This window comes from Xinfangfangia pollutisoli, from assembly GCF_020179405.1.
GTDB lineage: Bacteria > Pseudomonadota > Alphaproteobacteria > Rhodobacterales > Rhodobacteraceae > Pseudogemmobacter > Pseudogemmobacter pollutisoli.
In genome coordinates, this window is sequence record NZ_JAICBZ010000129.1 from 1 (window position 1) to 7,230 (window position 7,230).

At 70.6% G+C, this 7,230-nt stretch carries 4 protein-coding genes, 1 tRNA gene and 1 pseudogene; 5 read left to right on the top strand and 1 reads right to left on the bottom strand.

The genetic code is table 11. The annotated features are described in order from the left end of the window. The 4 genes and pseudogenes from K1Y73_RS20785 to K1Y73_RS20800 form a co-directional block, all read left to right on the top strand. Window positions 1–863, top strand: a pseudogene (locus K1Y73_RS20785) (hydantoinase/oxoprolinase family protein); the annotation flags it as partial. 36 nt (window positions 864–899) lie between these two features. Next, window positions 900–976, top strand: a tRNA-Met gene (locus tag K1Y73_RS20790). Window positions 977–1,129: 153 nt separating this feature from the next. Then, window positions 1,130–2,377, top strand: a complete 1,248-nt coding sequence (locus K1Y73_RS20795) for an MFS transporter (RefSeq protein WP_225030269.1) — start codon at window positions 1,130–1,132, stop codon at window positions 2,375–2,377. 57 nt (window positions 2,378–2,434) lie between these two features. After that, complete coding sequence (locus tag K1Y73_RS20800; RefSeq protein ID WP_225030270.1) at window positions 2,435–2,989, top strand: DUF4202 domain-containing protein; 555 nt, start codon at window positions 2,435–2,437, stop codon at window positions 2,987–2,989. A gap of 38 nt (window positions 2,990–3,027) precedes the next feature. On the opposite strand, the gene K1Y73_RS20805 is transcribed toward K1Y73_RS20800, so the two are convergent. Then, complete coding sequence (locus tag K1Y73_RS20805; RefSeq protein ID WP_225030271.1) at window positions 3,028–3,432, bottom strand: hypothetical protein; 405 nt, start codon at window positions 3,430–3,432, stop codon at window positions 3,028–3,030. Between the two features lie 225 nt (window positions 3,433–3,657). Between K1Y73_RS20805 and K1Y73_RS20810 the strand changes: the two genes are divergently transcribed. Further along, window positions 3,658–7,230 (top strand): hydantoinase B/oxoprolinase family protein (locus K1Y73_RS20810; protein WP_225030272.1); only part of this gene is annotated, 3,573 nt, incomplete at its 3' end.

Below are 7,230 nucleotides of genomic sequence, written 5' to 3' on the forward strand. Positions count from 1 at the left end.
TGCCCGCGGCTCAGGCCCTGACCTCGCGGCTGGAGGCGGCGGCGCTGGAGCGGCTGGTGGCGCGCGGGCTGGTGATGCTGTCGGGCGTCACGCCCTCGGACGCGTCGCATGTGCTGGGCCGGCTCGGCGCCTGGGATGCCGCGGCGGCGGAAAAGGCGCTGCGGCTGATGGCGCGGCGGCGCACCGGGCTGGGCGACCGCTTCGCACCGGGCCCGGACGCGCTGGCCCAGGCCGTGGTCGACCAACTGACCCGCCAGACCGTGGCCTGCCTTCTGGAAGCGGCCTTTGCCGAAGATCCGGGCTTTGCCGGCGAAGACCCGGCCGCGCTGGCCGGGCACCGGCTGACCGAAGCCGGCCTGTCGCGCCATCGCGGCGTGGTCGAGATGTCAACGCGCCTGGCCGTGCCGGTGATCGGGCTTGGCGCCTCGGCGCCGTCCTATTACGGCGCGGTGGGGGAACGCTTGGGCTGCGAGATGATCCTGCCCGAACACGCAGGCGTCGCGAATGCCATTGGCGCGGTGGCGGGCCAGGTCAGCCAGCGCGTCTCGGGTCTGGTCACCTCGCCCGCGCAGGGCCGTTTCGTCGCCCATCTGCCCACCGGCCCCAAGGCCTATGGCGCCCGGGACGAGGCGCTGGCGGCCATGGAAGCCGCGCTGACCGAGGAAGCCCGCACCCGCGCCCTGGCCGCCGGGGCGGTTGATCTGCGCCTGACCGCCGAGCGCGCCCTGCGCGAGGCCGAGGTGGAAGGCACGCTTCTGTTCATCGAAGGCACGGTGACGGTGACGGCCAGCGGCCGGCCGCGCGTGGCACGCACATCACCCGATCCGGCGGCAGATATGCCTTCCGGTCCGATTCTGTCTTGACGCCCCCCGGCGCCCCGCGTAATCCGCGCCCCCAGTGGCTAGGTAGCTCAGTTGGTTAGAGCATGCGACTCATAATCGCAGGGTCGGGGGTTCGAGTCCCCCCCTCGCCACCACTTCCCCCCCCTCTTCCGATGACCCAAGACCCGCCCCGGCACAGCGCAGGCGCCGGGCGTGACCGGGTCTGATCCGGGCCTGATCCTGCGCGCCCGGCCTTGACCTTGCCGCGCCGGGGGCGCAGGGGGCAAACAGGCATCCAGGATCCAGGAATGACGACCAGCCCCTCTGCCCTTACCCCGGCCCCGCCGGCCGGCTCGGTTCTGCAAAACCGCAATTACCGGCATTTCCTGATCTCGCGCAGCTGCTCCTCGCTGGCCTTCCAGTCGCTGACCGTGGCGATGGGCTGGATGATCTACGAAATGACCGGCTCGGCCTGGATGCTGGGCTGGATCGGCCTGTGCCAGTTCCTGCCGATGCTGATCCTGACCTTCGTCGTCGGCACCGTGGCCGACCGCTACGACCGGCGCCGGATCGGGCTGGCCTGCCAGTGGATCGAGGGGCTGACGGTGCTGGTCCTGGCCATTCTGGTCTGGAAGGGGCTGCTGACCCCCGCGGGCATCCTGATCGCCGTGGCGGTGCTGGGCGCGGCCCAGGCCTTCGAGCGGCCCACCCTGGCCGCGCTTCTGCCCGGGATCGTCGGCCCCGCGATGCTGCAACGCGCCATCGCCACCTCGACCTCGTTCATGCAGACCGCCTTCATCGTCGGCCCGGCGCTGGGCGGGCTTCTGTATGGGCTGCATCACATCGTGCCCTTCGTCGTCTCGGGCCTGTTGTGCCTGATCGCGGGCTACAGCGTCGGCACGATCCGCCAGCTTGAGGCCGCCCCGCCCACCCGTGCGCCGGTGACGCTGCAAACCGTCTTTGCCGGCGTCGCCTTCATCCGCCGCACCCCGGCGGTGCTGGGGATGATCTCGCTTGATCTGTTTGCCGTGCTGCTGGGCGGCGCCACGGCGCTTCTGCCGATCTATGCCTCGGACATCCTGACGGCCGGGCCCTTCGGCCTGGGCCTGCTGCGCGCCGCCCCGGCCATTGGCGCCCTGGGCATGTCGCTGGTCTTGGGCCGCCGCCCGATCCTGGCCGGCGCCGGGCGCAAGATGTTTGCCGCCGTCGCCGTCTTCGGCCTGGCCACCATCGTCTTCGCCCTGTCGACCCAGGTCTGGCTGTCGATCCTGGCGCTGCTGGTCGTCGGCGCCTCGGACAATATCAGCGTGGTGATCCGGTCCTCGCTGGTGCAGCTGATGACGCCCGACGACATGCGCGGCCGGGTGAATGCGGTGAATTCGCTGTTCATCGGCACGTCGAACCAGCTGGGCGAATTCGAAAGCGGCATGATGGCGGGGTTTCTGGGCCCGGTGGCGGCGGGGGTGATCGGCGGGGTCGGCACCCTGGCCGTGGTGGCGATCTGGATGAGCGCCTTCCCCGTCCTGCGCCGGATCGAGCGGCTGGACGGCCGCTAGGCGCTGGCCTTTGCCACAGGCCTGCGGCAGGATCGGCCCGCAAAAGGAGAAGCGCGCATGACCCTCAGCCGTCTTGACCGGGCGATCGCGGCGATTGATGCCGCCAATGCCGCCGATCCCAAGGGCGAGGCGCTGGCCTATGGCGAACGGATGAGTGCCGAACTGGCGCGACTGTTCCCCGACGCTTCGGAGGTGCTGCAGATCGCCGCCCGCGGCCAGCATGTCGAACGCTGGCTTCTGCCGCGCAGCGCCTATCCCGAGGGCAAGGCCGGCTATCTGGACTGGCGCCGCGAACAGGCCCGCCGCCATGCCGAGCGTGTGGGCCAGATCATGGCCGAGGCCGGATATCCGCCCGAAGACGCCGCCCGCGTCGGCGTCTTGCTGCGCAAGGAGGGGCTGAAGCGCGACCCCGAGGTGCAGGCGCTGGAAGACGTGATCTGCTTCACCTTCCTGCGCTGGTATTTCGCCCCCTTCGCCGAAGGCCGCGCGGCCGAGGACCTGCTGACCATCGTCACCAAGACCGCGCGCAAGATGTCGGCCGAAGGCCGCGCCCGGGCCCTGGCCGAATTCGCCCTGCCCGAACCCTTCGCGGCCGCCTTCCGCCCCGGCTGAGCGCCCCGGCGGAACCTCGCGGCAACGGCACCCGGCGCTTAGGCCAGCGCCAGAAGCCGCTCGATCTCGCGCAGGGCGCGGCTTTCCATCGTGACCATCTCGGTCCGGTGCCCGGTCTCGGTCAGGGCATTGTAGCAGACCGTCTGGTACAGAACCTGCGCGCGCCCCTCGATCTGGCCCGACCAGTCGGTCCAGACCCGGAACCGCCCGCGCTTGGGCAGTTCGACCGAAACCGCCCGCCCCTGGAACTGGCCATAGCCCTGCGCCTCGATCAGCCCGTGCAGCGCGTGATAGAAGGCCTCGGCCGCGGGCCTGGTCGCGATCACCGCCGCGACCCCGTTCACATAGATCGGCAGCGGGAAGGCGTAATGGGCGACGATCTGGTCATAGCGTCCCGCCCCGAGCGCGCGCCCCGCGCGCGAAATTTGATCGTCAACCGTCATATGTACCTGCCGAAAACCCGTTCAGCGACTTTCACAAAACCGGCCGACCGGGTGAAGGGGCCGCACTTAATTCGGCCCGTCGCCAAAGTCTAGCGCCGCTCACGGCTCTGTGCGCGGGCGGTGTGGGCGGCAAAATCCGCCCCGGCCCGCATCCCGTCCGCGCCAAGATTGACTTTCGGCCCCGCGCAGACCAGTCAGGGCGCACGGGGCGCAGGGCGGGGACGCATGGGCTGGGATTTCTGGATCGACCGGGGCGGAACCTTCACCGACATCGTGGCGCGCGCGCCGGATGGACGGCTCAAGGTGCTGAAACTTCTGTCAGAAAACCCGGGCCGCTACCCTGATGCCGCGGTGCAGGGCATTCGCGAGGCGCTGGGCCTGGCGCCGGGCGACCCCCTGCCCTCGGGCGCCATCGACGCGGTCAAGATGGGCACCACCGTCGCCACCAATGCGCTTCTGGAACGCAAGGGCGAGGCGGTTCTTCTGCTGATCACCCAGGGCTTCGGCGACATTTTGCGCATCGGCACCCAGGCGCGGCCCGATCTTTTCGCGCTGAACATCCAAAGACCCGAGCCGCTTTATGCCGCCTGCGCCCAGATCTCGGGCCGGATGGATGCCGACGGCGCCCAGATCGCCGCCCTTGACGAAGCTGCCGCCGCCGCGGCCCTGGCCCAGGCCCGGGCGCAGGGGATTTCGGCCGTCGCCGTGGCACTGATCCATGCCCATGTGAACCCCGCGCAGGAACTGCGCCTGGCCGAACTGGCGCGCGCCGCGGGCTTTACCCAGATCTCGCTGTCGCATCAGGTCAGCCGGCTGGCCAAGCTGGTGGCGCGCGGCGACACGACCGTGGTCGACGCCTATCTCTCGCCGATCCTGCGCCGCTATGTGGCGCAGGTGGAAGGCGCGCTGGACATGGGCCGCGCGACGGGGCGCCTCTTGTTCATGCAATCCTCGGGCGGGCTGACCGAGGCCGGGCGCTTCCAGGGCAAGGATGCCATCCTGTCGGGCCCCGCGGGCGGCATCGTCGGCATGGCGAAGACCGCGCAGGCCGCCGGGTTCCACCGGCTGATCGGCTTCGACATGGGCGGCACCTCGACCGATGTCAGCCATTTCGCCGGCCGCTATGAACGGTCTTTTGAGACCGAGGTGGCCGGCGTGCGGATGCGCGCGCCGATGATGGACATTCACACCGTCGCGGCGGGGGGCGGGTCGATCTGCGCCTTCCGCGACGGGCGCTATCAGGTCGGCCCCGACAGCGCCGGCGCCGATCCGGGCCCGGCCAGCTATCGCCGCGGCGGTCCGCTGACCATCACCGATTGCAACGTGATGCTGGGCCGCCTGTCGCCCGATCACTTTCCGGCAGTCTTCGGCCCCGGCGGCGACGAACCCCTCGACCGCAAGGCGGTCGAAGCGGGGTTCCGCCGGATGGCTGCCGACATCGCGGCAGCGACCGGCCAGCCCGAAGCCGCGCCCGAGGCGGTGGCCGAGGGCTTCCTGAAGATCGCCGTCCTGAACATGGCCAATGCGATCAAGAAGATCTCGGTCCAGCGCGGCCATGACGTGACCGGCTACACGCTGCAATGTTTCGGCGGCGCGGGTGGGCAGCATGCCTGCGGCGTGGCCGATGCCCTGGGCATGACCCGGGTCTTCCTGCATCCTTTCGCGGGCGTCCTGTCCGCCTTCGGCATGGGCCTGGCCGAGATCCGCGCCCTGCGCGAGGCACAGTTCGATGCGCCGCTTTCGGCGGTCGAGACGGCGGCGGCCCGGCTGACCGCCCTGCAGGCCGAGGCCGAGGCCGACTTGCGCGCCCAAGGGGTGGATCACCCCCGCAGCCTGGCCCGCGCCCATCTGCGCTATGAGGGCCAGCACCAGGCGCTGGATGTGCCCTTCGGCCCGGCGGCCGACATGGCTGCCGCGTTCGAAGCCGCCCATCGCGCCCGCTTCGGCTTTGTCTCGCCCGAACGCGGGCTGTTGTTCGAAATGCTGGCGGTCGAATCCCTGGGCCAGGGCGCCGCCCTGCCCCAGATCGTGCCCCCTGCAGGCGCGGCAAGCCCCCGCGCCCATCTGCGCGCCCATATCGGCGGCGCCTGGCAGCAGGTGCCGCTTTACGCCCGCGAAGACTGCGGGACCGAGACCCGCATCACCGGCCCCGCCATCGTGACCGAGGCGACCGGGACGGTCGTGGTCGATCCGGGCTGGCAGGCCCGCATCGACGGGGCGGCCAATCTGATCCTGGACCGCATCGCCGCCCCCGCGCGGCCGGATGCAGCCGGGACCGCAGCCGATCCGGTGATGCTTGAGGTGATGGGCAATCTGTTCATGTCCATCGCCGATCAGATGGGGGCGACGCTGGCGAACACAAGCTGGTCGGTCAACATCAAGGAACGCTTCGACTTTTCCTGCGCGATCTTCGATGCGGCGGGCGATCTGGTGGCCAATGCCCCGCATGTGCCGGTGCATCTGGGCTCGATGTCGCAGGCGGTGAAGACGGTGATCGCGGCGCGCGGCGCCACGGCCCGGCCGGGCGATGCCTTCATGCTGAACAGCCCCTGGAACGGCGGCACCCATCTGCCCGATGTCACCGTGGTGACCCCGATTTTCGACGAAAATCGGATCCCCTTCTGGCTGGGGTCGCGCGGGCATCATGCCGATATCGGCGGGCGCACCCCCGGCTCGGCCCCGCCCGACAGCCGGCGGATCGAGGAAGAGGGGGTGGTGATCGACCTGGCCCAGCTCGTCTCGGAAGGCCGCTTCGACGAGGCGGGGGCGCGGGCGATCCTGGCCTCGGGGCGCTGGCCGGCGCGGTCGCCCGATCAGAACATCGCCGATCTGAAGGCCCAGGTGGCGGCGAATGAAACCGGCAGGCAGGGGCTGGAAAAGGCCGCGGCCGATCTGGGCGCGCCGGTCCTGACCGCCTATGCCGCCCATATCCAGGCCAATGCCGAGGACCAGGTCCGCCAGGTGATCGGCCAGCTGCAGGACGGCGCCTTCGCGCTGCGGATGGACAATGGCCAGGAAATCCGCGTCGCCCTGCGGGTCGACCGCGCCGCGCGCCAGGCGGTGGTGGATTTCACCGGCACCTCGGCCCAGCATGCGGGCAATTACAACGCCCCGGCGGCGGTCGCGCGGGCGGTGGTGCTGTATGTCTTCCGCACCCTGGTCGGCAAGCCGATCCCGCTGAACGAGGGCTGCCTGCGCCCGCTGACCATCGTGCTGCCCGAAGGCTCGATGCTGAACCCGCGCCCGCCCGCGGCGGTGATTGCCGGCAATACCGAGGTCAGCCAGGCCTGCGCCAATGCGCTGTACGGCGCTTTGGGCGTGGTGGCGGCCAGCCAGGGCACGATGAACAATTTCGTCTGGGGCAATGACAGCTTCCAGAATTACGAAACCATCGCCGGCGGCACCGGCGCGGGCCCGGGCTTTGCCGGCGCCTCGGCGGTGCAAAGCCATATGACCAACACGCGGATGACCGACCCGGAAATCCTGGAAAAGCGCTTCCCCGTGCGGCTTGAGGAAATGTCGATCCGCCGCGGCAGTGGCGGGGCGGGGCAATGGCGGGGCGGCGATGGCGTGCTGCGGCGGCTGCGCTTCCTGGCGCCGGTCACCGTCACCACGCTGGCGGGCAGCCGGATCGTGCCGCCCTTTGGCGCGGCGGGCGGCGGGCCCGGCGCCTGCGGCGAGAACTGGGTCATCCATCCCGACGGGCGCCGCGATCAGGTGCCCGGCAATGCCGAATGCGACCTGGCGCCCGGCGCCGCCTTCGAGATGCGCACCCCCGGGGGCGGCGGCTGGGGCCCC